This is a genomic window from Enterococcus mundtii, assembly GCF_002947535.1.
Lineage (GTDB): Bacteria > Bacillota > Bacilli > Lactobacillales > Enterococcaceae > Enterococcus_B > Enterococcus_B mundtii_B.
In genome coordinates, this window is the sequence record NZ_PUAP01000003.1 from 1 (window position 1) to 24,810 (window position 24,810).

The 24,810-nt window shown below is 35.9% G+C and carries 19 protein-coding genes; 7 read left to right on the plus strand and 12 right to left on the minus strand.

Annotated elements, in window-relative coordinates:
* Window positions 1–989: 989 nt before the first annotated feature.
* The 7 genes from CUS89_RS16260 to CUS89_RS01035 all read right to left on the minus strand — a co-directional run bounded on the left by CUS89_RS16260 (window position 990) and on the right by CUS89_RS01035 (window position 11,454).
* Entirely contained in the window at window positions 990–1,280 is a 291-nt protein-coding gene (locus CUS89_RS16260; protein ID WP_258082364.1) for a hypothetical protein, read from the minus strand.
* Window positions 1,281–1,764: 484 nt separating this feature from the next.
* Window positions 1,765–2,931 (minus strand): hypothetical protein, encoded by a 1,167-nt coding sequence (locus CUS89_RS01010; protein WP_104870701.1) that lies wholly within the window; start codon window positions 2,929–2,931, stop codon window positions 1,765–1,767.
* Window positions 2,912–3,967 carry a hypothetical protein gene (locus tag CUS89_RS01015; protein WP_104870702.1) on the minus strand — a complete coding sequence of 352 codons (1,056 nt, stop codon included), beginning with the start codon at window positions 3,965–3,967 and terminating at the stop codon, window positions 2,912–2,914. The genes CUS89_RS01010 and CUS89_RS01015 overlap by 20 nt, the downstream gene beginning before the upstream one ends.
* Before the next feature lie 87 nt (window positions 3,968–4,054).
* Window positions 4,055–5,491: a restriction endonuclease subunit S gene (locus CUS89_RS01020; protein WP_104870703.1), complete on the minus strand. Its 1,437-nt coding sequence runs from the start codon at window positions 5,489–5,491 to the stop codon at window positions 4,055–4,057.
* Window positions 5,488–6,927: a class I SAM-dependent DNA methyltransferase gene (locus CUS89_RS01025; RefSeq protein WP_104870704.1), complete on the minus strand. Its 1,440-nt coding sequence runs from the start codon at window positions 6,925–6,927 to the stop codon at window positions 5,488–5,490. The genes CUS89_RS01020 and CUS89_RS01025 overlap by 4 nt, the downstream gene beginning before the upstream one ends.
* Before the next feature lie 87 nt (window positions 6,928–7,014).
* The gene (gene hsdR, locus CUS89_RS01030; RefSeq protein WP_181055279.1) at window positions 7,015–10,233 is read right to left on the minus strand and encodes a type I restriction-modification system endonuclease; all 3,219 of its coding nucleotides are present in this window, start codon (window positions 10,231–10,233) and stop codon (window positions 7,015–7,017) included.
* A gap of 411 nt (window positions 10,234–10,644) precedes the next feature.
* Entirely contained in the window at window positions 10,645–11,454 is an 810-nt protein-coding gene (locus CUS89_RS01035) for a helix-turn-helix domain-containing protein (RefSeq protein WP_104870706.1), read from the minus strand.
* A 160-nt stretch (window positions 11,455–11,614) separates the two neighbouring features.
* Between CUS89_RS01035 and CUS89_RS01040 the strand changes: the two genes are divergently transcribed.
* From CUS89_RS01040 to CUS89_RS01055, 3 genes are all read left to right on the plus strand, one after another.
* Window positions 11,615–12,898, plus strand: coding sequence for a replication initiation factor domain-containing protein (locus CUS89_RS01040; RefSeq protein WP_104870707.1), 1,284 nt, complete (start codon window positions 11,615–11,617; stop codon window positions 12,896–12,898).
* 393 nt (window positions 12,899–13,291) lie between these two features.
* Window positions 13,292–14,527, plus strand: a complete 1,236-nt coding sequence (locus tag CUS89_RS01050) for a tyrosine-type recombinase/integrase (RefSeq protein ID WP_104870708.1) — start codon at window positions 13,292–13,294, stop codon at window positions 14,525–14,527.
* Between the two features lie 260 nt (window positions 14,528–14,787).
* Window positions 14,788–16,116 carry an ISL3 family transposase gene (locus CUS89_RS01055; protein WP_104870709.1) on the plus strand — a complete coding sequence of 443 codons (1,329 nt, stop codon included), beginning with the start codon at window positions 14,788–14,790 and terminating at the stop codon, window positions 16,114–16,116.
* Window positions 16,117–16,290: 174 nt separating this feature from the next.
* Here CUS89_RS01055 and rpsI read toward each other — a convergent pair whose 3' ends face one another.
* Together rpsI and rplM are read right to left on the minus strand one after the other, a co-directional pair.
* Window positions 16,291–16,683, minus strand: coding sequence for a 30S ribosomal protein S9 (gene rpsI / locus CUS89_RS01060; RefSeq protein WP_010733940.1), 393 nt, complete (start codon window positions 16,681–16,683; stop codon window positions 16,291–16,293).
* 15 nt (window positions 16,684–16,698) lie between these two features.
* Entirely contained in the window at window positions 16,699–17,127 is a 429-nt protein-coding gene (gene rplM, locus CUS89_RS01065; RefSeq protein ID WP_153830627.1) for a 50S ribosomal protein L13, read from the minus strand.
* A gap of 377 nt (window positions 17,128–17,504) precedes the next feature.
* On the opposite strand from rplM, the gene CUS89_RS01070 reads away from it, so the two are divergent.
* The 3 genes from CUS89_RS01070 to CUS89_RS01080 all read left to right on the plus strand — a co-directional run bounded on the left by CUS89_RS01070 (window position 17,505) and on the right by CUS89_RS01080 (window position 21,343).
* Window positions 17,505–18,716, plus strand: coding sequence for an argininosuccinate synthase (locus CUS89_RS01070; RefSeq protein WP_071867567.1), 1,212 nt, complete (start codon window positions 17,505–17,507; stop codon window positions 18,714–18,716).
* A 101-nt stretch (window positions 18,717–18,817) separates the two neighbouring features.
* A complete protein-coding gene (argH, locus tag CUS89_RS01075) occupies window positions 18,818–20,203 on the plus strand; it encodes an argininosuccinate lyase (protein ID WP_104870710.1) in 1,386 nt (461 codons plus the stop codon).
* Window positions 20,204–20,359: 156 nt separating this feature from the next.
* Window positions 20,360–21,343, plus strand: coding sequence for a hypothetical protein (locus CUS89_RS01080; RefSeq protein ID WP_104870711.1), 984 nt, complete (start codon window positions 20,360–20,362; stop codon window positions 21,341–21,343).
* A gap of 29 nt (window positions 21,344–21,372) precedes the next feature.
* On the opposite strand, the gene CUS89_RS01085 is transcribed toward CUS89_RS01080, so the two are convergent.
* The 3 genes from CUS89_RS01085 to CUS89_RS01095 all read right to left on the minus strand — a co-directional run bounded on the left by CUS89_RS01085 (window position 21,373) and on the right by CUS89_RS01095 (window position 24,018).
* Window positions 21,373–21,621 carry a hypothetical protein gene (locus tag CUS89_RS01085; protein ID WP_258082365.1) on the minus strand — a complete coding sequence of 83 codons (249 nt, stop codon included), beginning with the start codon at window positions 21,619–21,621 and terminating at the stop codon, window positions 21,373–21,375.
* 212 nt (window positions 21,622–21,833) lie between these two features.
* Window positions 21,834–22,301 (minus strand): Dps family protein, encoded by a 468-nt coding sequence (locus CUS89_RS01090; RefSeq protein WP_104870712.1) that lies wholly within the window; start codon window positions 22,299–22,301, stop codon window positions 21,834–21,836.
* Between the two features lie 166 nt (window positions 22,302–22,467).
* On the minus strand, window positions 22,468–24,018 hold the full coding sequence (locus tag CUS89_RS01095; protein WP_374955045.1) for a gluconokinase: 1,551 nt from the start codon (window positions 24,016–24,018) through the stop codon (window positions 22,468–22,470).
* 59 nt (window positions 24,019–24,077) lie between these two features.
* On the opposite strand from CUS89_RS01095, the gene CUS89_RS01100 reads away from it, so the two are divergent.
* Complete coding sequence (locus tag CUS89_RS01100) at window positions 24,078–24,752, plus strand: prepilin peptidase (RefSeq protein WP_104870713.1); 675 nt, start codon at window positions 24,078–24,080, stop codon at window positions 24,750–24,752.
* Window positions 24,753–24,810: the final 58 nt, after the last annotated feature.

Genomic DNA, 24,810 nt, shown 5'->3' on the forward strand with positions numbered 1-24,810 from the left:
GCTTAATTTGACAAATAATAGATTAAAACATTCGTATGCTACTGACCCATGAATATATATCCCTAGTAAATTATCATCAAGGTTTTGAATAAAAACTTTCTTTAATTGATGCAAACTTGATAAAATATTTTTTTCCATAATCAAATCCCCTTACTTTTTTTAATTTTACGATTAATTAATTTAGTAAATTATACTCTTTATTTTCTACTGTATCTAATAACTTTAAAATTTTATTAGCAATTGGCTTTCGAAAGCTATTCATATGCACAATATTATATTTTAGAAAAAGCAGTTAAATCGAGGATGTTCTTATAGTTTTTTCTAGATAAAAACCAAATTGAAATTTGGTAGTATCTACATGTATTTATACAATTCAACTAAGGAAACAACTATAGTAGCGACCATGTCAGCATGAGTTACACTAAGTATATATCCATACTTAGATCTTTTATCATAAAAAATTATCAGATAGTTTATCCTACTTCTAAAACCCAGAAAATTATTTGGAGAATATATTATTACTAATTCCAACCAACCGGCAGAACTTGCTTGTAACGTTTCATAGTAGGTTCGTTTCGACTCTTCAATTATCATTTCAATACTGATGTACTTGCCGACTAAATTCCCTGACTTGTATAGCAACTTCAAAGTCAGTAAACGCGACATTCGACCATTTCCTCACCAAATGGATGAATGGAGAGAAAGTCTCAAACAAAACAGAGAATCCACAGTAACGGATCAAACTCAGCCTGCAGAGTGGCTTGATTATATTGGTAACGCAACTCTTCAATTAAATCAGGTGCCAAATAAGAAAGTGCCGTACAAAGCAAACTCGTCCTTACCATCCAGCCCTTTTTCCGTGATAACATTATCGCCAATTTTGAAATTTTCTTTGTAGCTTTTAGCTGAGTAATCATAAAGGTTTTTGTGTAATGTTAAAATATTACTCCAAACTACTCGAATGTACTCATAACTATCATGAATTAGTTTCAAAACATCTCGATAACCGAAACTTCTTCTTCATCTAGATTACGAGGCTTAACTCCCCCCACAATTTGCTCCAAGCGACCATCAGTTGTCACGATCCCTTCAATTCTATTGAAAGCCTCTGTACTTTGAATCAATGCTAAGTCCGTCAGCTTTCTTAAAATATCTGGTTTTGTTGCAATATAGAGTTCTGGTTTTCCTTTATACTCAAGAATCTTAGTTATCATATTCAGCAGATTATTACTAAAATAAAGTCTTTTCAACTCACGATAATAGACGTCTTTCACCGCCATTCCATCTCATTTGGCGGAGAAAAACACCTAATGGCGGAGTAATTGGCTAAATTTATCTTACTTTCTTCAAATTGACTAAATCTTTTTTACAGTCGCTTCTTTCTGCTTCGATTTACTCTCGATGAAACCCCTTCAATTTGAACTCACCAACACTACTTATCAAAGAGCTATTAATTTTAGAAATCAAAAAAACACCCTCCAAACTGGAGAGTGTCTTGAATCTTTGATAAAAAGATTAACGTTTTGAGAATTGAGAAGCTTTACGAGCTTTCTTAAGACCTGGTTTCCGCAATTAAAATAATGAATATATCTAAATTCGTTGTAATATCAAGAATTATTAATATTTTTAAACAGATACTAAATCAATGAATTTTAACGAATTTTATAGTATTCGTACCCAGATACGTACATGAAAATCAACTGCAAACCAGAACACGACTATTTTTATAATATAACTAGAAATCATTGATTGCATCTGTCAAAATTAATTAAATGATTTTGCTACTATAAATTTAAATATATTTGAAATCCAGTTTAAAATTACTGGATTTAATATGCTGAATAATTCATCAAAAGAAGCGCTATTTAAAGCGATATTATCTTTATGATTCATTTTGAAATGGCACGTCTTATTTCTTAATAGAATAATAAAGTCATGCATATCCAATGTACTTATGTGTAAATTTTGATTTTCACAATCAAGATAAGTATACTTAACTTTTGATATTCCATTAGTTATGTTTTCTAAATATTTAGTATTCTCGCTTGCTCTCTTATTATCAAATTGGGTGATAAATGTAGCCAAGTGAGTACTTATCACTTGATATTCTTCTGGTGTTAAATCTATCGTATATTTTTCATTGTAAAGTTCCACAAGTATATAAGGGTCTTTAATGAATGTAGTACGTATGAAGGTTGAAAAAAACGTTAATTCCTTTCCGTTCTGTTTAAAAAAAGATTGTAAAGCTTCATATGATTCTTGATAAACTTGATTATTTCTGACGTAAATTAAAGGAAATACATATGAAATATACTCATAAATCCTATACAAGTGTATAAACGCAGAAAAATAACTTTTCTTATTTTGATAATCATAGAATTGAAGAAATTCATTTAATAAGGAATCATAAAATTTTTTATTTTGAGTATATAATTTAGCTATAGAATCTGTTTCATTACATGGATAGAACTCGGATATAAATTTCCCCATCGCATCAACTTGTATATTTTCCAATATTTTTTCGTCATTGGTTACATTTATTGTTGTTTGAAACATTTGAGAAACCATATCAGAGTTGTTATTAATATTATTTTCATTATTTATTACCTGAACATTTCCCATTAAAATTCTAAATATTATTATGATTGAATTAAAGTGGGGATATCCAGGTGTTTGTATATCTATTTCATCAGCAAAAAAAATATTATTCTGAATTTCTTTTAGATAAAAGAGGACCTCTTCTCGAGAAAACTCTTCAATAAGTTCTTCTACATTATCTATTAATAAACTAATTTCCAGTTCATTCTTTGCTGATGAAATTGTATCTGATAGATTAATTACTGATTCTTTTTCTAACCCTTCAATAATTTTTTCTAAAAAAATTCTTTCTTCTAAAAAAATTTCAGAAATTTTAATCTTCATCACCACCATAAACAAAATCTTCAACTTTTTCTGAAGATAATTCAGAATAAACCTCATATTTTTCAGTAAACTTAGATACTACTCGTCTTCTTTCTCTTGAAACTTTAATTTTTGATACATTCAACAATTTTAGAGCATAATCAATATTCTCAATTAAATATTTCATTTTTTTGTAATCCATATAAGTAATAAACTCGTTGTTTTTTGATATACCTGTAAAAACTCCTATCAAATTATTTTCATTGTTAAACCATGGTATTAAATTATCATCATGACGTTCCGCCTCTTCACAAATTTCTAAGATAAAACTAAGTAAATCAAATAAGTCAACAATATTATTTTTAATGTTTGACGTTACAATCTTTCTTGATACTATTTCATCTAATTTCTCTTCAATAATTTTTTGATTATCTATATCTATTGAGGAAGATGAATACGCTAAGTATGCTTTTGATAATACGTCACTTTTTATTTTTTTCTTTCCATCATTTCTTTTTGCATCCTTTTCAGTAACAACTATATCATCTAATTTTTCTCCAAATTGACTTAAGGTCTTTCCAACTAATATTTCTATTTGATGTCTAGTGGACATTGGCTTTTGTCCATTATTAAGAACAATCATTCTATACAGAAGTTTGTTCATAGAATCAGAAATAATTATTGAAGCATATAAAGGAGTAGATAAATCTAACTCTTCCTCTGATTCAATAAAGGCTTCATGTAACGTATTTATTCTTTGAATACCATCCAATATAAAAGCATTTCCTATGTTATTTTCGATCAACGTAGCTGCATTTTCATTTTTAAATTCATCAAATATTTGCTTATCGTCAAATGCTATAGTAATTGATGGCATAATACAGCCATCTTTTATATCTTTCTTTAATCTTTCATAATATTCTTTTTTCAATGTATTACGTTGAAATTCCAATCTATTAATTAATGGGTATAATTTTTCAAGTGCATACCCGTATGTTACTCTTATGGTCACATATGGACTACCTATAACTTTATCTTTAGTAATATCCAGTACTTTCAATGACATTTTGCCACTCCTTTTTTATAAAAATGTTATTATTAACATCATACCACATCAGAACATATGACTTTAAAAAGCATTGATTAACTAATCTCAACGTAGCAGCTCAGCTCTAATTTCCTCAATTTTTGAAACAATCTGTTTCTGCTCCTTTAGAGGAGGTATCGGAATTTTTGCTCCTAAAATATCTTCTCTCGATATACCGGGAATAACTCCTTTTGATGCTTTTTGTAAATGTTCCACGTAATTAAAAATAAACCAATATAAATATTTATCTTCCATCATCCTAGTCACATTTCTAATTGCTACAATTTGCCGAGCTATATGAACTTTTTCTGAATTTAAAACAGCTATATCGCCAATTGTTCCTTTTACAGTCAGCAAGATATCATTCCTATGCGCTTCTACTTTGGGATATTCAGTCCATCTAACTGATTTGATACTTCCTTCATGAAAGTTACTCGCTCCAGTAATATAAGGAATCCCTTTTGCTATATCTGAGTACTCAGACTTAGTGAGATCTCTGCCAGACAGCAAATAAACAACACTACCCAACCTCACCCATTTCCAATTCTCTGGAATGTCAAAAGGGAACTCTTCTTCACGGATCTCTGGTAGCGTTTTTTCTTTTTTGATCTTCTTCTCTTTTAGCAACAGTTCTTTCTCAGCTTGGATTTTTTTCAAGAGTTCGCTCGCAGGTTCATCGCTCGGGTCTTGTTCAACCAGCTTTCCGCGCATCGCCAAATCAAGCACTTTTTTATCCAATTGACCCGCCAACTGATTGTACTCAGTTAAACTCGTTTCAATGATATCAATCAACGCAAAAAGCTCTTCAATTTTTGAAACAATACGCTTTTGTTCTTGAAGGGGCGGCAGAGGAAAAATAGTCTGATTAATACTTCTAATTGATAATTTTGGCTGGGCAACTTGGCTAAACAATTTATCAAATTGCTCCTGTATTACTTTAGATTGTAACGTAAACAATATAAATTTAGACTCTAGGTTGAATATATTCACCAATTTGACTGCATTTTCGGTTAAAAGTGAACCGCTTAATGCAGTGGGAATAGTTCCAACTCTCCCGATCGTTCCAGCAATTGTTAAATATAGATCAGCTGAGTCAATAGTATAATTTTTTATTACTTCATAAACATCTTTGGTTGCATATTTTAAATTTTTCAGTTCGACAGTACTGTTCTTCATATCAGCTACTCTTATATAAACTTTTTCATCTGGAAAATCTACTAATTGTTTACCTTTTGGAACTCTTTTCCCCCCCTTTACTAATTGAATTTCTCCTATCCGCACCCACTCCCAACTCTCTGGAATACCAAAAGGTATTTCTTCTTCACTAATTTCTGGCAGTGGTTTTTCTTTTTTGATCTTCTTCTCTTTTATTAACTGTTCTTTTTCAGTTTGCATTTTTTCCAAAAATTCTCTAGCAGATTCATCACTTGCTACTTGTTCAACCAATTTCCCTCGCATTGCTAAATCTAATATCTTTTCTCGGAGTGCTTTTGTATTGATCATTCTGCGACATCTCCTAAAAGTACTTGCAGTTTTGCCACAGAGTCAGCGATTGACACAGACTTTTGTTCCATTAAGTCTAAAATTTCAGAAACAGAATAGTCTGGACCTTCTTTTTCTTCCTCCATCCAAAAAATATCTAGGCTTGTATTGGTACGTTTTTGAATTTCTTCAATCGAATAATTTCGCCAGCGACCATTTGGATTTTCTGCACTATAGGTTGCTGTTCGTTTAGATAAATCTTCAACATGATAGCATTCAATAAATTCTTCAAAATCTTTTTCATTTAACGGATTCCGTTTACCAAATGAACGGGCGTTACTGCGCATGTCATAAATCCATGTTTCTTTTGTATTGTCTTTTTCCGTTGTACCTCGAGTAAAGAATAAAACATTAGTTTGCACACCTTGTGCGTAAAAAATTCCGGTCGGCAAGCGTAAAATTGTATGCAAATCACATTTGTTCATCAAGTCTTTCCGAATTTGTTCGCCAATACCGTCAGCAAATAACACGTTGTCTGGCACGACTACTGCCGCTCGTGCATCACCAGTTGTTTTTAAAGAATTATAAATTATCTGTAAAAAATTTAACTGCTTATTGGAAGTTTCGTGCGTTAAGTCATCCCGCGTGGCACGCTCGCCGCCTTTTTTTGTTCCAAATGGCGGATTGGTCAAGATAAGATCAAAATCTTTCATCCACTTGCCATTTGCTGATAGTGAATCGCCTTGTTCTAAACGACCATTAATATCATGTAGTAACGCGTTCATCAAAGCTAAGCGATGTGTATTTTGAACTAATTCCATTCCTGATAAAGCTTCTTCTTTTTGAAATTTAAACTGTTCAGGACTCAAATCAAAAAATTCGTCATATTTTTCTTTCAAATAATGATCAGCAGCGATCATAAACCCAAAAGTTCCAGCAGCTGGGTCATTCAACCGCTCGCCGATTTGTGGTTTGGTTAAGTTCACCATCACGTCAATTAAAACGCGTGGCGTAAAATATTGACCGGCGCCCGATTTTGTTTCATTGGCATTTTTTTCTAGCAAGCCTTCATATAAATCGCCTAAGCCTTCTTGCTTCGCTGAATACCAATCTAGTTTGTGAATATCCTTGATGATTTTTTCCAAGTTTGCGGGTTCATCAATATGGGTAGCTGCATCTGCGTAAATCATATTCAGTTGTTTATCTTTAGTAATTTCTGGATTTCCTAAATCTAATAACAACTGCTTATAAAAATTTTTTAGTTCTAATCCTTCTTTTGATACGAGATCGTCCCAGCGATAACCTTGAGGTATGACCTCTTCTGTATTTTGTTCTTTCATCATCTTTAAAAACAATAAGTACGTCAGCTCGGTGACATAATTTTGATAACTAATCCCATCATCACGTAAAACATTCGCCATATTCCAAAGTTTGGCAACAATTTCTGTATTTGTCATAGTTTTCCTCCTACATATACTCATTGAGTGCATATCCAATAGTCCTATTATAGCAAAAAGAACCACCCATTCGGTGGTTCTAAAAAATTATGCATATAAATTTTCATTAATTGTTTCAACAATCGAATCCGTTTGTTCACCAAACATTGCTTTAACTCGTTTGTATCCGCCATTTTGCTGAAAAACACCCGAATCATCAAAAGCTGTTTGCGCATTCGGTCCTAAGACAGGTTGTTGCAATAGTTGTTCTTCAATTCGTTTTAACCATTTTTCTTGCATTGGTGTCCATTCTGCAATGCCATACACTTTTTGCATCGCATTTTTGATTCTTGTCTCGTGATCAATTAGTGGACTACCTAATGCAGCTTGTCGAATAAAGCTAATAATATCAGCAGCAATATATTCATTCTTAGTATTGCGCCAAGCAATTTGCAATGATTTTTCATCATAACGTTTTTCTTTAAGCTTTAACTCGATCGTGCGCAAATCTTCTCGCGTTAAATCTTTTGGCCGACTCACCACGATATGTAAAGCTGGAATCAAGTTGATATTTTCGCGAATAAACGTGTTGAATCCATTCAAGTAATCGCTTGGCTTTTCATTTCCCTCACCATAACCACGCTCTACAAACAGCAATTCATCGGGTGCTACTGAAATGTACATTGGTTGGGAGACTGCTTTATATTCTGCCATCCGCTGAATATTTTCGGATTGGGTTTCCAATTCTGTTTTACTCATGACTTTGATACTTTGTAACCAACAATCAAGTGATTGCACATCATTTAATTCACTAATCTCAGACTTCGATTTTTCAGATAATTTTTGTTTACGACGCTGTAATTTTGCAATTAGCTCTGCTTTATAAAACCCAAATGCCTCATCATTTTCGGAATGAATCGCTGCCTCATAAATATCCATGGTTGCTTGTTTAGGGTTAGCAACTAATGGCTTCATATCTGTAATATCTTGCAAAGTATCATACAAATGAACTGCATCATAAACTTTAAAAGAAGTTTTGCCGATTTCAGGACAAAGGCGCGTAGCACGTCCCAACATTTGATCATATAGAATACGTGAACGAAGACGACGTAAAAATACCAAGTTGCTAATTTCTGGTACATCAATTCCAGTTGTTAATAAATCTACGGTTACGACGATCTTTGGATATTTTTCGTTTTTAAAACGCTTAATTTCTTTATTGGGATGTCGAATATACCCAGTAATTTTTTTAATGGCATCATCATCTACTGGAATCCCTTTTTCAGCATAGGACTCTTTCAATAAGCGAACAATCATATCCGCATGACTATCCGTTGCTGCAAAAATCAATGTTTTTCCCGGTACTTCAGGATCAATATGTTCAGCTAAACTTGAAAGAATAACTCGATTGAACGACTCCGTAATAACTTTTTTATTGAAAGCTGTCACATCGAAATTCAATTCATCTTCTAACAATGCCTTATCAATATTTTGAGTCTCAGGATCCCATAAAGTAACTTCTTGACCTTCAGTAAACTTAATCCCGTTTTTCGATAGCTCAGTTTCAAATTTGTATGGTGGGTCATGATCAACTAAATAACCATCAACTACTGCATCTGTATACGAATACGTGTAAATTGGTTTGCCAAAAATTTCAGTAGTATGCAATGCTGGCGTCGCCGTCAATCCCAAAACAGCAGCATCAAAATAATCGATTACTCTACGGTATTGACTGATATATTCTTTCTCATTAAAATAAGTTAGCTCTTCTTCGCTCATTAGTTTATCTTCAGTATAACCACGATGGGCTTCATCAACGATAATAAAGTCATACGTCCCAACGGATGGAATATCTCCGCCATCCTCTTGATAAAACAAACGGCGCACCATGCCTTGAACGGTTGCAATTTGAATTTTCGTCGCATCTTCTGGCTTAACGTCCGAAACTTCTTTTACATCATAAATATCTGATAGAGATAAATTTTCAATCTTGGTATCTTTAAGTGCATCTGCGGCTTGCTTACCAAGTGAAGTTCGATCAACTAAAAATAAAATACGCCGTACGCGTTTTGATTTTATCAAACGATACATTAGTGCCAAAGCTGTTCGTGTTTTTCCGGTGCCTGTCGCCATAGCTAACAACATCCGCCGTTGATTATTTTCTAGCGCTTTTTCAACTGCTTTAACTGCTTCAACTTGATATGTGCGCTCAGCAAAATCTGGATATTGCTGATCATCGCGTAATTCTTGATTAGCTCTGACTTCATCGACTTCAAGTTTTTTGCTCAAATCCTCTGGTGAATGCCAATTTTCTAGTGCGTAAGACGCTTTTTGTGGCGTCCGCGCATCCCAAAACCAAATACCCGATTTATCTGCTAACTGCTTCAAATAAGGACGACCGTTCGTCGAATAAATAAATGGCGCATTATATTCTCCCCATTTACCAACAAGATCAATTCTGTCTATTTGTTGAACATCTCTGGCATATTCTTTAGCTTGTACTAAATCTCCTGAAATATCTTTGCCATAGGATTTTGCTTCGACAATACCAACTAATTTCAAACCGTCAAACAACGCATAATCCGCATAGCCATTCCCACATTTCCATTCAGCGATCGCTATTTTACGATTTTTTTCAGGCATTGTCTTGTTAAATTTATAATTTAATTCATCCGTATCAACTTCCCAACCATTAGCGCGGAGTTGTTCGTCGATTAGTATCCTTGTTTGTTTTTCATTAGGCGGATATTTTTGAGTATATTTCCAAGAACGCTCGCGACGTTTTTTTTCTTCAATTTGCGGATCTGTTGTAGGATAAACAACTGCTTTTTCAAGTTGCTCTTTAAAACTGCGTTCTTGTTCATGAAGCTGCTGCTCCAGCAACAGAATCCTTTCCACTTGCTCTTTTTCGTTATCAACTGGCACAACAAAACCTGAAGATTGAAAGTCATATGCAACATAAACTTCCATAAACCAGCAACTTAAATAAAAAACCAACTCCAGCATCTTTAAAGCTTCTTCAGTTGTGCCATAACTACCATCGTGCGCAGCTTTATTACCTGCTTTACGAATCGCATCAAAAATCGCAAACAATTCAACTTCAAGAACACCTTTATTACGCAAGGTATTCAACTTAACAAATTGATTTTTCAATCCCCATGAATCAATGTTTTCTATTTTAAAAATTGCATCTGTTAATTTTTCAGTTAATGATCTGATTTTAACTAACGCAGCATTAGGATCGCGATAAATACTTTGTTCTGCACTTTCTCCCAAATTTTTAAACAATTGCCATTCATTTGTAAAGTAAGAAAAATTTGATTGCATCACTACACCTCCGTACTAAAATACTTTCTTTTATTTTAACATAAAAGCACTCGTATAAGAGCGCTTCTACCATCAAAGAAGAAGCGCTCTTACGTACAATTATGAAATAAAAAATGTAAACTGATTTTTACTTTGAGAAAATTATATTATATCTTCTTCAAGCTAATCCAATCATCCACTTTCTATAATATTGAATATGTAGGCAATCACCACGGAGGGTTTCGCCCCAAGCGAATAACCCTTCGTGGTGATTTTGCCTGTTGCATAGTGGCGTAGCCACTATGCATGATAAGCCCCTAGTTCTAACAGGGGGCTAACTATGAGTAGTGATTTAACTACACTACCCAATACAGTCTGGCATATCAGCATTTCTGTTGTCACCTATTATCTAGTCTTGTCACCTTATAACGATTAATTTTCTTTACTATATATTTCATTCAATAGTTTTTCTTTTTCAATTTCTTTTAGGAATGGTAGATATAAATTACCATCCATCTTTTGGATATTATCCTCTTTGAATTCATACACATCGGTAGTCTTATCATATGACAATGGATAAAGTCTTATTTCACTATCTTCGGATGATGCAGAATACAAGATGATAAATTCTTCTAGAATTTCTGTATCTATTTCTTCAGCAAAATATGCCAAAGATTCCTCGTTTGAAAGATACACCATCAATCTATCCATTGGAAATGTGGAAAATGTGAAAGGTATAATATGCAAGACTTTCTTTTTTTGATCCTGCTTCAAATAGATTTGCGGCTTTTTACCATAATCAGTAAATCCCATATACAGACGTTCATCCTCATCAATCAACTGAAAGGAAAATTGATCTTTTTCAGTTGGTGGAATCAAATTTGCTACAAAGAAATTCAAAGCGCTATTCAAACTCTGAGCATCTATCATTCCTGCCTTTTTTACTTCTTCAAGAATCAAATTTTGTAATTCAGGATGCACTTTTCCAGCCTTTTTAGCTAGCAAGTCGAGAATGTACTGATTTTCTTGATTTCCATATAACAAATATTCATTCGTTGTATTTCCGATCTCTGCGATTCGAATTAATGTCTCTTGTTTAGGAAGATTGATCCCTCTTTCCCAATTATTCACTGTACTTCTTGGTAAATCGTCAATTAATTTACCGAATTTTTCCATACTTAACCCCATTGAGTTACGTAAGTTCCTTATCCTTTGCCCGACTTCTTTTTTATTTATTTCCACTTTCATTCCCCTGACAAAATTGATTTCTATATCAGAATAAACTTGTACTTAAAAAAAGTCAAATTTATATTGACTCAAAACAAGTACAGAGTTATTATTGATTTGTACTTAAAATAAGTACGATGCTCTTTGATAACTAAATAGCCATAAGGAGGTTTTAATGAATGAACTTAATTTAATAGAAGTAGGAAATTCTCTCAAAGCTTCTAGAGAAGAAAAAGGTTGGTCACAGAAAGAAGTTGCGGAAAAACTAGGGATTTCTCGTTCATTTTTATCGAAAATTGAAAGCGGAGCAAGAAAAATACCTGAAAGTAAACTGTCTGATTTGTTGAATTTACTTCAAACCGGTACTGAAAAAGAAAACTACAATGTGATCATTGATTACATTACAATCTTTTTTCCGTCTAATAGTTATGAAAAGTTAATCAAGAATACTTTAGGAATGTCCTTAAAACGCCTTGAAACAATCGAATCTTCTCCGTTGGGATACTCGGAACGACTAACATGGCTCAATGTGATCAATGTTCTAATATCCAGAGATGATCCAAAAAAAGGAACTATCATTGAACTTTCTGGTCAAGGCTGTCGGCATTTAGAGATGATTTTAAATTCGAGAAAAATTAATTGGAAAATTTTTATTCAGACTGTTTTCGAATCCCGTGGTCATTTTACAAGATTGGATTTATCTTTAGATGATTATAAAGGAGTACTAGACCTTACAGAATTAGCAAAAAAAATCAAATCAGGGTACTTCACAACAAGTTTCCGCAATTGTGATGTCATTCAATCGCAAAATCTTTCTAACAATGATTCCAACGGATTGACTCTTTATCTCGGTTCAAGAAAAAGTCTGACTCATTTTTGTTGGAATCAGAAAGATCATGAACAACGTAGGAAACGAGGGATTTCTTTAGAGGATGCCGAAGTAATCAATCGTTATGAGCTACGATATAAAAAAGAAAGGGCGCAGAAACTAGCAGAAACAATTCTGTATTATCCAGATTTCTCAATGCTCTTTTTCGATTTAGTAAATAGCGCAATTTGCTTTTATGACCGCAACCCAGATGATCCGAATGCCAGAGTAGACAGAAAATGGTTGTCTTTTATAGAGAACAGCAACGAATTGAAACTATCTCTAGAATCCCCTCCGCAATCGTTCGCCAAGAGTATCAACTGGCTATCTACTGGTGTCTCACCTACTTTAGCTTTTATACACGAGATTGATAATTTTTTTAGTTCATCCCTCTTATCACTCATTATTCAAAGTGGCAAAATGAATCCACATCAGCAAAAAATCATTGAGGAGATGAAATACTATCCAGATTACTATCACAAAGAAGTCAAAGTTTATGAAGAACGTTTGCAACAACTTATCAGAGATCAAAAAAAAAGCAGAGCACTGCAAACAAATAATGTTCACAATACTCCACCCTCAACAAGTTGAGTATATCATACTTTACAGTGCTCCCAAATAATCTCCGGGAGGAAACTGAATGAACGAAGTCAAAAAATCACATTAAGTGACGAACAAACGAAAGAACTCAGCACTACCATTTATAGTATATTTTCAAAACAAATTGAGCAGGTACGAAAAGATGCCGCACTAAATAAACGTTATCTCACAAAAAAGGAAACTTGCCAATATCTTCATATTGCCAATAACACTCTTGATAAATGGATTGACCAGGGATTACCAAAATCACGATTGAAGGTGTCATTCGCTTTGATAGAGAAGCCGTTGATTATTGGCTACATTGCTTTAATCAATAAGAGAGGTTTATAATTAGAATGTAGTCAGTCCTACGTTCTGGTTTGCAAAAAGAAAGTAGGAGAACCAATGGCAATTACAAAGCTAAAAAGCAAGAGTTATAAAGTTGAGATCTTTTATCCTAAAGAAGTTCAGCAAATACTCGGCAGCACCACGCAGCGTTTCCGCAAAACATTTAAAACAAAAAGAGAGGCAGAAAAAGCAGCAAAGGAAGTTGAGCAAAAAATCCAGCGTGTATTAAATGAAAAAAGCGCCAGGTCATTTGAGCTTGCTGGAAATATCAAATTCAAAGATTTTTATAAAACTGTTTGGCTAGATATGTATCTTGCAGGCTCATCTGGCCGTTCGCGTCAGATACCCACAGCTACAACCACAAGCAATCCAAAAGATGTATTTCGTCTCCACTTGTTACCGATGTTTGGTGATTATTCTATTAAGTTCTTGAATGATAATAAGGATTTTGTAATGCAGTCACTAATGAAAAAATCTCAAAGTTATGCAAATATCAAAGTTCTTAAGAGTTACGTCAACCAAATGTTTGATATTGCAGAACTTTTGGAGTATATCGAATACAATCGCATTGAAAAAGCCTTACGTTATGTAGGCGATCCAAAGAAACAGAAATTGAAAGCTGAACGTCAATTAGCTGGGAAAGCTTTATCTGCTGAAGAATTAATTGCTTGGCTAGATGCTGCAAATGAGGACTACGAGAATGGTGAGTTACTCATGCAAGATTATGTTTTATTCATGCTGACACTCAATTTAGGTGATCGTAAGAGTGAGTCTTACGCCTTACAGTGGAGACATATTGATTTAGACAATGGCTATATTACCGTTGTACAGAGTCGGGATAAATTTGGAAATTTGAAAGCAACTAAAGGACGGAAAAATACCAAGTTCAAACTACCAGCTTTTCTATTAGATTTGCTTTGCGATTGGAAGAAAAAGCAAAAAGAAGAACTTTTGAAGATTGGCATCAAGCAATCCGCGCAACAATTCCTTTTTACTTTTGCAAAGCGAATAGGTGAATTGAATGTCCCTGTTTATATTGATTACTTGAACTATCGTTTGAAGTTGATTCAAAAAAGACATCCTGAACTAACTAAAACATCTCCACATAAACTGAGACACACCTTTAGCACGCTTGCTCGTGAAGGTGGTGCTACAATGGCTCAAATCTCTCAGGCACTGACTCATTCTGATATTAAGACGACTGAAATCTATGTAAATACGCCAAATGTTGTCGATCTCTCTACCTATGAGAAATTTGAAAAACGTCTAAATGAAGCTAAAGAAGCAAAATAAAATAACGCAAGATACACCTATAAAGAACGCTATTACAGTAAATTAACCAGGTATTTAGAACAGCGATTCGTAAAACTCGTACCTATTCCCCCAAAAAAAGACACCTTCCAAAATTTGGGGTTCTATAATATCTAGTGTTGGTGGAAAACAATTTTGTTTTCTGCTAACATTATTTTTTTGAAAAAAAAGATAGAAAAAGAGATATCCAAATTGATAGAATTAAGTCGACTAAAACAAACTCATCAAGAAAGGATATCTCCATGGACTATCATACTAAAAAATTACTCGGTTTAACAGATAAAAATATTATTTTCCCTACAGAATGGCTTTCTGAAAAGAAAGAAGGTGGTATTACCACCTACGTGATTCATGGACGCTTAGATTACACTACTTGTTGTACAAAATGTGGAATTAAAAATGAAGGACAAGTGATTAAATATGGTACGCATCAAACCACCATTCAATTATTACCGATTCATTCACATAAAACTGTCTTCAATCTTAAGAAAACTCGCTTTCTGTATAAAGAGTGTGGCTCAACTTTCTCGTCTGAAACTTCTTTAGTCGATAGAAATTGTTCGATTTCTGTCGACTTGAAACGAAAAATCATGGCAGAATTAGCGACCAACTCTAGTAGAAAAGACATTGTTCTACGATACTTCGTACCGGATGTAACGATCTTACGAATCATGAAAGCCGCTGTGAAGAGCTTGAAAGTCCGCTTTGACTACTTGCCTTTTGTTCTTTGCTTTGATGAATTTAAAGCGATGAAATCTTGTGTTGGTAAAATGAGTTTTATCTTCATGGATGGCCAAACGAATCAAATTCTTGGTCTTCTTGAAAGTCGCAAACTCGCTTATCTACGCACCTTTTTCTCTCGCTATACCCGTCAAGCAAGAGAGAATGTTCAATATATCGTCATGGATATGAACGCTCCTTATTTTGAATTAGCCAAAAGTATTTTTCCCCATGCACAAATTGTCACGGATCGTTTTCATATTATCCAGCATATCCAACGGGCATTGAATCATTTACGGATTCAAATCATGAATACTTATCGCAAGAAAGATCACCTGAAGTACAAACGACTCAAACGTTACTGGAAGTTATTTCTAAAGGATTCTTATCTATTAGATAGCTCACACTACCGTTATGATTATTCGTTTAAGCGACCGATGACTGAAAAAACCACAGTCGATGAACTACTAAGCTATGATTCCACATTGAAGCTGGCTTATGACACCTGTCAATTTCTTCTGTATCACTATAAACAAAAAGATACAAACTACTTTTTTGAAGTGGTGAATACTTTAGACGCGCAGCTTCCTGAATGGTTTCGCAAGAAGCTCACTTTCTTAAATAAATATAGAAAAGGAATCGAAAATGCCTTCAAAACACCCTATAGTAACGGAGCATTAGAAGGGACAAATAATAAAATCAAAGTCATTAAACGTGTCGCTTATGGTTACCGTAATTTCCTCCATTTTCGTGACCGCATTTACTTGATTCAAGGCTTAGTTTTCCAAGATCAATCCAGAACAAAAAAGAATCAATCGAAGCCTATTTCTGCTTCGATTGATTCTCGATGAAATTCTTTCAATTTGAACTCACCAACTTTACTTATTTAAAACCCAAAAAAAGACGCTTCGCAAACTGAATTGCGAAACGCCTTGATTGTTTTAATTGAATGGTACTCGATTTCTTTAGAAATCTCCGTCCCATACTGTATTCGTAAGCGAATAAATTCGCAACTACTCCAGCAATTAACGTTTTGAGAACTGTGAAGCTTTACGAGCTTTCTTAAGACCTGGTTTTTTACGTTCAACCATACGTGCGTCACGTGTAAGTAACCCAGCGCGTTTAAGAGCTAAACGGAAGTCAGGATCAACTTCTAGCAATGCACGAGCGATTCCGTGACGGATAGCTCCTGATTGTCCAGCGTATCCTCCACCGTTTACGTTAACAAATACGTCATATGCGCCTTTTGTTTCAGTAACGCCGAAAGGTTGATTGATAACTTCACGCAAGTCAGCATGTGGAATATATTCTTCAACATCTTTTTTGTTGATAGTAATTTTACCAGTTCCTGGTACTAAGCGTACGCGAGCAACTGCATTTTTACGACGGCCTGTGCCGATATATTGAACTTGTGCCAATGAAATTCCCTCCTATTAGATTAAGTTTGTGATGTCTAAAACTTCTGGTTGTTGTGCTGCATGTGGATGTTCTGCTCCACCGTATACATTCAATTTTGTAAATTGTTTGCGGCCTAAAGTATTTTTAGGTAGCATGCCTTTTACAGAAGTTTCGATCAAACGACGAGAATTTTTAGCACGCAATTCACCAGCTGAGATTGATTTCAATCCTCCTGGGTAGTTGCTGTGACGGTAATAAATTTTATCAGTCGCTTTTTTACCTGTTAATTTCACTTTATCTGCATTGATAACAATGACGAAATCGCCAGTATCCAAATGAGGGGTGAAAGTTGGTTTATTTTTTCCACGTAGTACAGATGCAACAACTGTTGAAAGACGTCCCAATGGAACATCAGTTGCGTCTACTACATACCATTTACGTTCTACTTCGCCTGGTTTGGCCATATATGTTGTACGCACGTTAGTTTCCTCCAATTTAAGTTCTGATGTTTGACATACACTTCGAGTTTCCGGGGCTCTTTGTGGGGCAAACAATACCATTTAACATATTACCTGCAAATACCGATAATGTCAACGTTTTTCTATGCTTTTGAAAAATTAAATTTCTTTTTCATTTTTATTTTTTCATCGTTTTGGTTTCTTTTAGACTAAGAAATCCATTTTGTATAAAAAGCTGTTTATTTACATTATTTTTGAATATTATTTTCATTTTATTTATTTTTATGTATATTTATTTAATTTATTGATTGCTTTTTTATTTTTATGGTGTTATCATTTGAAACATCTATTTTGAAAATACTTAAAAATAAAGGGGCGATTTTATGAAAGAAAAAATTATATTGGCTTACTCAGGTGGATTAGATACCTCTGTGGCAATCAAATGGTTGGCAAAAGATTATGAGGTGATTGCTTGTTGCCTAGATATTGGTGAAGGCAAAGATACAGCTTTTATTAAAGAAAAAGCACTTCAAGTTGGCGCAATTGCGTCTTATGCCATCGATGCCAAAGAAGAATTTGCTCAAGAATTTGCATTGATCGCGCTACAAGGTCATACGTTTTACGAGCAGTCTTACCCACTGGTTTCTGCGCTTTCTCGCCCCTTGATCGCAAAAAAATTAGTGGAATTAGCTCGAAAAACTGGTGCAACGACGATTGCTCATGGCTGTACAGGAAAAGGCAATGACCAAGTTCGTTTTGAAGTGGCAATCAATGCCTTGGCACCTGAAATGAAAATCATTGCACCGGTTCGTCAATGGCAATGGTCTCGGGAAGAAGAAATTGCCTATGCGAAAGAAAATGATGTGCCGATTCCAGCAGACTTGGAGAATCCTTATTCTATCGACCAAAACTTGTGGGGACGTGCTTGTGAGTGTGGTGTGTTAGAGGACCCTTGGGCGACTCCGCCAGCAGGTGCTTATGATATTACGACAGCCTTAGAGTATACACCTGATCAGCCGGATATCATTGAACTCACTTTTGAACAAGGCGTACCAGTTGCTTTGAATCAAGAAAGTTTACCTTTGTCTGAATTGATCTTGTCTTTGAATCAATTAGCCGGCAAGCATGGGATTGGACGGATCGATCATGTGGAGAATCGTCTGGTAGGGATTAAATCGCGGGAAGTGTATGAATGCCCTGGAGCGATCACTTTGATGCAGGCACATAAAGAACTGGAAGATTTGACCTTCGTTCGTGAATTAGCACATTTCAAACCAATGATCGAGCAACAGTTGAGCCAAATGATTTATGATGGTCTCTGGTTCAATCCATTGACCGATGCGTTGATCTCTTTCTTGAAAGCAACCCAGACTGCGGTCAATGGGACTGTCCGCGTTAAACTTTTCAAAGGAAATGTCATCGTTGAAGGACGTAAATCAGCCAATAGTCTATATAACGAAGAACTAGCAACGTATACTTCAGCAGATACCTTCGATCAACAAGCTGCGGTCGGTTTTATCAAGCTTTGGGGTCTGCCATCGAAAGTCTATGCGGAAGTTCAAACGAAGCAACAAACAGCCGTAGGATCAGAGTAACGAGTAAAGCAATCAAAAGAAAAGTAAGGTAAAAGCTGAGTGCGAACTCAAACAGGAACTTTTGCCTTCTTTTCTTTCATTCAAAACATAGGAGGAATCACATGGATAAACTTTGGGGTGGACGGTTTCAAGGAAAAAGTGAACAATGGATCGATGCGTTCGGAGCTTCGATCTCCTTTGATCAAAAGTTAGCCGAACAGGATATTTTAGGTAGTCTCGCCCATGTGAAAATGTTGGCCCATACTGGGATTTTGTCCGAGGAAGAAGCGCAACAAATCATCGTTGGTTTAGAAAAACTGCAAACACGGTTAACAAATGGCACCTTGCATTTTTCGGTGGAAAATGAAGACATCCATTTGAATATTGAAAAATGCTTACATGAGGAAATCGGACCTGTTGCTGGGAAACTACATACTGCTCGTAGCCGTAATGACCAAGTCGCAACAGACATGCACTTGTACCTAAAAGAAACGGTACTTGAACTGATCGACAAACTTCATTCGTTGCGCCAAACGTTCGTGGAAAAAGCAACAGAGCATACGGCTACGATCATGCCAGGATATACTCATCTGCAACATGCCCAACCGATTTCCTTTGGCCACCATCTCTTGGCGTACTATCAGATGTTTACTCGTGACTATGAACGCTTCACAGAAAGTTTGAAACGAATCGATATTTCCCCTTTAGGCAGTGCTGCATTGGCAGGTACGACGTTTCCGATTGATCGTTCTTTCGCTGCAAATGAATTGGGCTTTTCTGCTGTTTATGCAAACAGTCTTGATGCTGTCAGTGACCGTGATTTTATTCTTGAATTTTTAAGTAACGCTTCTTTGTTGATGATGCACTTGTCACGCTTTTGCGAAGAAATCATTTTTTGGTGTAGTTACGAATGCCAATACATTGAACTTTCGGATACTTTTTCAACAGGCAGTTCGATCATGCCCCAAAAGAAAAACCCAGATATAGCAGAATTGATTCGTGGAAAAACAGGTCGAGTATATGGGAATTTATTTGGTTTACTCACGTTGATGAAGGGCTTGCCCTTAGCTTATAACAAAGATTTCCAAGAAGATAAAGAAGGCATGTTCGATACGAGTGAAACGATTTTAGCCAGCCTTTCTATCATGGAAGGTATGGTTAAAACTATGGAAGTGAACAAAGCCCGAATGTATGCGGCCACGCAAAAAGATTTCTCCAATGCGACTGAGTTAGCCGATTACTTAGCTGCGAAGGGCTTACCTTTCCGTCAAGCACATGAGATCGTCGGTAAACTCGTCTTACAATGTACACAACAAGGTTGTTCATTACAAGACATCCCACTAACAGAATTCCAAGCAATCAGCCCGCTGATCAAAGCCGATATTTACGACACCTTACTTCCGGAAACTGCCGTAAAACGTCGCAATTCATTAGGTGGTACAGGTTTTGACCAAGTAGAAAGTCAAATTGAACAAGCACTACATCAGTTGAAAATAGACAAGAACTAAAAGAACATCTTGAGACAATGTTTCCACACGTTGTCTCAAGACGTTCTTTTTTAGTTTACATTTTTCAAAAATATGTAAAAAAAGTTCAATCTTTCAAGAATAAACATGTCATACTTTAGTTTAAAAAACTTTTTCATACAGAAAGGAAAAACTATTATGCATTTCTTCCCCTTTGTCGATCCCAACCGTCGACCACAAGCAGAGATCAAAAAAATGACAGAAGAACTTACACAAAAATTTCATGCAATCGATCCAGATTTGACTTTGATACATAATGATAACTTTATTGATTATGGTCCAGAGGTCTTTCCACAACTTTCGTCGATTTACTGGGATCCTCGTGTGCCAAATCATCCGATGGAACATTTTGTGTATTCGGAGTATCGATTGAAATATCAATTTTATACGCTCTATTGTTTTACACCTTATGGCGAACAAATTGATGAACATTACGGAAAAGTAAATCATTCGGATCGAAAAACGCTACAAGCAATTGACGATTTGATATTAACTGTTATTCACACTTATCAAGCAAAAAACTTATCTTACTGGAAGGATTTATTTCCAGAAGAACAATTCCAACAAACAATCGCATCTCATTATCAAAGAACTTCACAGATGATCGGTGAAGGTAGAAAAAGTAGCCGACTAATCACCTTCACTGACCCTAAGCATCGACCTTTGGCCGCTGTAGAAAAGAATACGGAATTTCTAGAAACTCAGTTAAATCAATTAGATTCTCGACTAACTGTGACCCATGATGATTCATTTATTGATTTTGGTCCAAGTGATGGACATTTTCTTGTTGAGTGTCCTTATGATCCAGAGGAAGACGACCTAGACGACGATAGACGTGGTCTATCGGAGGAAGAATATGAGATTTGCTATGAAGATATTCCTCTATTTGGTTGTTCTCCCTATAACATAAGCTTTGGTATACATGGAGATTTTTACAGTAAATGGATGTTGAATATTGATTATCTTGATTTAAGAGAGCGATTGAATAACCCTACTTTAGCTATTATTCATCAATATCAGTTAGATAATCTATATTACTGGCGTGATCATTATTCCACTGAAAAATTCCAATCTGAAGCCCTTGATTCCAAAGAACGCGGGCTACGACAAATCCACTCCTGAATATTCAAAAGGGTGTACTCAATGCTCAGTCAATTACAAAAAAATGACAGAAAGATTCTTGTAAGGGTATCCGTAAATCCTCGGAGTTTTACCCATTCGTTCCATGTTTTTTCATCTTTTGCTGGCGACGTGCCACTTAAATCAATCTCAACAGCCGGACGCGAGATCGCTTCTTTGAAGGATCGATCACTCGCAAAGGCTAAGAGTGTCGGTTGGAAAACCGTCGACAACAACATTACAACCATCAACAACGAGAACCATTTCTTTTTCACTTTCATGTTTTTGCTCCTTTTCTTTTTTATTTACATCGTGAGTATATTGCAAGAAAAGTAAGCGCTTAATAAAAAGTATCGATTTTTAAAGAACGTCTTTTTCCCATTAGCAGAAAATAAATTTCTGCTGTAATTAATAGAAAAAATAACACCCTGTCGAAACACGTCTCAATGGATGTGTGTCAACAGGGTGTTTCTTATAGTTGTGACTCGTTTGTTTATGCGTCAATTCCTGGTGCTTTACCTAGATGTGCTTGTATCATCCAGATGCGTTTTTCTGTTGCTGCTTTAAAATCAATAAAGATATCTTGTGTTGGATCGTCGCCTTCTTCACCAGCAGCTTCAATTCCTTTTTGGAAAAGGTCTGCTAAATAGCGATAACCTGCGACTAATGTTTCTAAACGTTCTTCCATCGTGCGATCCCAACCACCAACTTCATCAGGGATTTTTGTGTTGTCTGCAAATTCACGTAATGTTGAATAAGGTGAACCATCTAATGTGATCAAACGTTCTGAGATTTCATCTAATTGTTCGTTCAAATCGTCCATGAATTTGTCCATCATTGGATGCAATGTCAAGAATCCAGGACCTCTCATATACCAATGTGTTTGATGAACGATCACCGACATTTGGCTTAAATCTGCTACTAATTGATTCAATACTTCTTTTGTTTGTTGAAATTTCATGTAATTCTGCCTCCTCGCATTTGCCTATACTAAAATCATAGTAAACTTTGAGGGAAAAGTACACTAAAATCCTTTAGATGAGAACGATTTTCATCCCCAGAGTAATGCTTTTTTTAAATAGCAAAAAATCCGCCAATCAAATAGAAAATATAACTAATGTCATCATTTATGATTCGCCTTCTTCATCTATCCTCTCTGTTGATAGATCCTCTCGTAGTTCCGCAAATAATTGCGAATAGCGGCTTAATTCTTGTTGTGTCGAAACAAACAACGGATATATTTTGTTATACATGTGACTGGCTTTTTTCTGAACAGTCACTTGTTGCGCTAATTCAATATATGCAGAAGCTTCCCCTAATGTTTCGATCCTTCCTTGGCTCTGCCAACCTAAAATAACTGCCCCTAAAGCAGAAGCTTCTTTGACTTTTGGAAAACGGATAGGTTGTCCCAATACATCTGCCATGATCTGCCGAAATAAAACCGATTGAGCAAAGCCACCAGTTGCACGTAACTCAATCACTTGATCGGGTGGACAGATACCTCGCAAAATCCGTTTGAGGTTAAAACAAACCCCTTCCAAGACCGCTCGCATCATGTCTTTTTCCGTATGCCATCGTTGCAGGCCAATAAAACTTCCAAATGCCTCCGCATCCCACAAAGGTGCTCGTTCACCCAGTAAATATGGTTGGAAAATCAGTCCATTGGCACCAGGCGGGATAAAAGCGATTTCTGAAAGGACTGCTTGGTACGGATCTTCACCTTGTTCCTTGGCTCGTTGAACGACATCTTGCATCAATGTATGGACCGCCCAATCAAAGATCCCTGCGCCATTACTGGTTGCTCCTCCGATGACCCAGTGAGTTTGATCCAAAACATAACAGAAGGTTTCCATCGTTGGATGGAGCTTTGGGCGATTCGAAATAAATCGTAATGCGCCACTGGTACCGACAGTCAGCGCTGCCGTCGTCTCACCAAATGCACCTAAACCTAAATTAGATAATGGCCCATCCGCTCCACCTAAAATAAAAGGGATTTCTTGATCAAAATGGAACCTCGCACGGGCCTGATCTGTTAATTTTGTGAACTGGGTAGTCGCAGGTGCCACTCTCGGCAATTGCTCTTCTTGTATCCCTAACTCTTCAAGAATAGGCTCTGACCATTGGAAACGGTGGATATCGAAGTACCCTGTACCAGAAGCAGTACTATAATCACTGACTAATTCAGCAAACAATTCATAAAAAAGGTAATCTTTGATTCCTACAAAATAAGCCGCTTGCTCAAATAAATCAGGAAATTCGGTTTTCAACCAATTGATTTTGATCAGTGGCGACATTGGATGGATCGGTGTACCAGTCCGTTCATAGATTGCGCGTCCCTTTTCAGTCGTCTTTAATTTTTCCGCTTCATCGACGGCACGAGTATCTGCCCACGTGAACATGCGCGTCAAAGGCTTTTTATTTTCATCTAATAAAATCAAGCTGTGCATGGCTGTTGAAAATGAGATGAATTGAATTGTTTGTGCTGGCAATTGTTGGATCACTTCTTTGATGACCGTATACACTGCATGGACGATCAATTCCTGATCCTGTTCAGCCATGCCTTGGATTTCTTGGATCAGCGGGTAATGAAAGTAGGCTGTAGCTACTTCTTCTGCTTCTTCATTGAATGCAACTGCTTTCGTTTGCGTAGTACCAATATCGACCCCGACTGCAATCATTATTTTTTCCACCTCTCTTCTCCTTTTTTGCGTATCTTAATCAAAAGGAGGTTGCTCTGATGTTTCTTTATTTTATCATCGGTTGTTGCTTTGGTTCTTTTTTGTGCTTGGTCGCACAACGTGTTCCTCAAGACCTTTCTATTATTTCCCCTCGTTCTCATTGTGTCAACTGTCACCAAACCTTACGCTGGTATGAGTTGATTCCATTACTTTCGATTGTCATTCAACAGTTTCGTTGTCGCTCTTGTCAGACCAAACTTTCACCCATGTATCCACTGGCCGAGTTGACCAGCGGTGCGCTATTTATGTATGCAGGATTCTATTCGCCAGATACAGTTCATTTGATCTGGCTCTTCGTTGCTTTTTTATTTTCGTTGATGGATATTTTTTACCTTGCGATCGACACTCGCATCCTCTATTTCTCATGGACATTCTTATGGGTCTACTGGTTTTTGACTGATCAGTTTCACCTAGAAACTAGTATGGTTTTCGGCTTGATCAGTTACGGTTTGCTGCGTTATGGGCAAGCTTATTTAGGCGCAGGTGATACGTTACTCTTACTTAGTTGGAGTGGCGGATTGATCTCTTCACAACTCCTCATACTTTTGTTTATCGCCAGTTGTCTTGGTTTAAGTTATTTTTGTGTCGCAGCTTTACTCCACAAACAAAGAAAACATCTCCCCTTTGTTCCTTTTCTAAGTATTGCCTTATGGCTAGTCCTCCATTTCCGATAACACAAAAAAGAAGAAGCATCTGGAACAAAATGTCCGATCTTCCTCTTTCTTACGTCTA